At 45.4% G+C, this 1,931-nt stretch carries 3 protein-coding genes; all 3 read right to left on the bottom strand.

All coding sequences use genetic code 11. The features are described from left to right. Window positions 1–17: 17 nt before the first annotated feature. Window positions 18–860, bottom strand: coding sequence for a hypothetical protein (locus tag I2D94_RS18060; protein WP_195397909.1), 843 nt, complete (start codon window positions 858–860; stop codon window positions 18–20). Between the two features lie 13 nt (window positions 861–873). Continuing rightward, window positions 874–1,623 carry an MBL fold metallo-hydrolase gene (locus I2D94_RS18055; protein ID WP_072682828.1) on the bottom strand — a complete coding sequence of 250 codons (750 nt, stop codon included), beginning with the start codon at window positions 1,621–1,623 and terminating at the stop codon, window positions 874–876. A gap of 2 nt (window positions 1,624–1,625) precedes the next feature. Further along, window positions 1,626–1,931: hypothetical protein (locus tag I2D94_RS18050; protein WP_229056964.1), on the bottom strand; the 306-nt coding region annotated here is incomplete at its 5' end.

Below are 1,931 nucleotides of genomic sequence, written 5' to 3'. Positions count from 1 at the left end.
GTATTTTCTTTCCATCTCTACTTCTCCTGTTCTTTTAATTTGCGGCGGATTTCTTCAAATTCTTCGCGGTCGAAATCGGTTTCATCTGTGACTTCCGGATCCGATCCAGCTTTCATCTGTTGGTAGTAATCAGGCAGCACGTCCTGTCGTCGCGATGTAAAAGGGCTTTTCTGCTTGATGGGAAAGAATCCTTTCCAGCTTCGCTCGATGGACTGATTGACAATTTTAATTTTTGTCTGATCATCCTGTGCCAGTTTATCCAGTTTTGATAAAGCAAGCTCCAACGCCCTGACGGTAAAGCCCTTCATGGCTTTCCTCATTCCGACAAAATCGTCAAGGGCTTTTCTGAGATCGAGATCAGGCGTGTATTCATCGACAAGCGACCTATATGTTTTTTTATTTACTTCTTTACTTCTTTCTTTCTTTAATTCTTCTATTGTTGTCGTTTGCCTGTCACTTGCCTGACACATGCCTGACACATTGCCTGACATCTTGTCTGTCATCTGTATGACTTTTTGTATGTCGTTTTGGCTGTCATTCTGGCTGTCACTATCTTGGTATTGTTCATAATTTAATACCGTTATTATGCGGAATTTTGAATATGTTGTGACTGCTATCGTGCCTGACGTTTTGAGGTGCTCAATGGCTGTCCTTATTTGGCGTTCCGTAAGACGCAGTTCTTGACTTAATTTAGGCAGACTTGTGACCAAATTTCCGCGCGGAATTTTAACCCCCTTAAACACTCCATCCTTCCAATTTGCATTTAACAAACAATGTAAAAATAAGCGGAACGTATTTGCGTCACTATAACAATCCCAATCTAAAATTCTTCGGTGCAATTTAATATAACCGTCATACATAAGAGCACCTCCTTTACAAAATACCCCCGCTTTTTCGACACACAAAGCAAGGCTTTCCGAACTGTTTCTGAACCCTTTGTTTAAACAAATTGGGGTTGGCGTGACGGTCAGATAAGTGCATCAAAAATATGCCTTTGCAGTTGCTGAGATCCAGTTTTTTGAGCTGATCGCAGGTATGCTTAATCGACATGTGGCTGTTTAAAATGCGCTCATAACGTTTGATATCGACCTCGTTATGCTGCTCTTTGGCAGCCTCGTAAGCAAAGTGGATCACCTGACCGTCATAGTTGGACTCAATAAATACATAATCAAACTGCTGCTGTGAAAGATCCTCCGCAAAGTATTTGCAATCATTGACAAACAGGATCATCTCCATATCAGTGTAAATCACAAAACCCAGGCTATCCTCTGCGTCATGCTCAACGACAAACGGGTAAACTCTGGTTTCCGCAGCGACGGTCTTAATCCGGCCGGCCTCCAGCAGTGTGCTCTGGTCCTCTCCAACGATCAACCGGTTGCCATACACACGCTTCCCGCGGCGTTGCAGATCGCCGGAAGCAGCGCAGTGGTCCTTGTGGTTATGCGTGATTAAAACAGCGTCTACGGGCCGTAAGTCGAGCCCCTCAGAGGTCATACGGCGCAGAAGCTCAGCATAGGGAAGGCCAGCCTCCAGTAGCAGCACTACCGGAGGCAAGTCTTTACGATTTAATGTAATATGATAACAGTTGCCAGCGGATGAGCTGGCCAAACAACGGAATTCCATGGTCAGAACGGGTCAGCCGACACAGCGACCTTCTCGGCTTCATTAAGCTTGATTTCCGGGGCCTTTTGTACGCTCTCGACCTGTTGAGGAATCGCCGGGATATCGTCTTGTACTGGGCGGCTTCCTGCCTGCTCAGCGACTTCTGCGTCAACTGCTCCTTCTTTATCAATTCGATCGTCACGATACTGATCGTAGTCTTCAAACGTAGATTCATACGCCTTGGCCATGAAAGCATCACTGAAATCCTTCGGGATCTTCTTGATCGCGTTATTTCTCATTTTGCGTAAAATCATCGCTTCGCGGGAGTG

Source organism: Holdemania sp. 1001302B_160321_E10 (genome assembly GCF_015552275.1).
GTDB lineage: Bacteria > Bacillota_I > Bacilli_A > Erysipelotrichales > Erysipelotrichaceae > Holdemania.
Note: the sequence above shows the minus strand (reverse complement) of the source record. Positions and strands in the feature narration are given on the sequence as shown.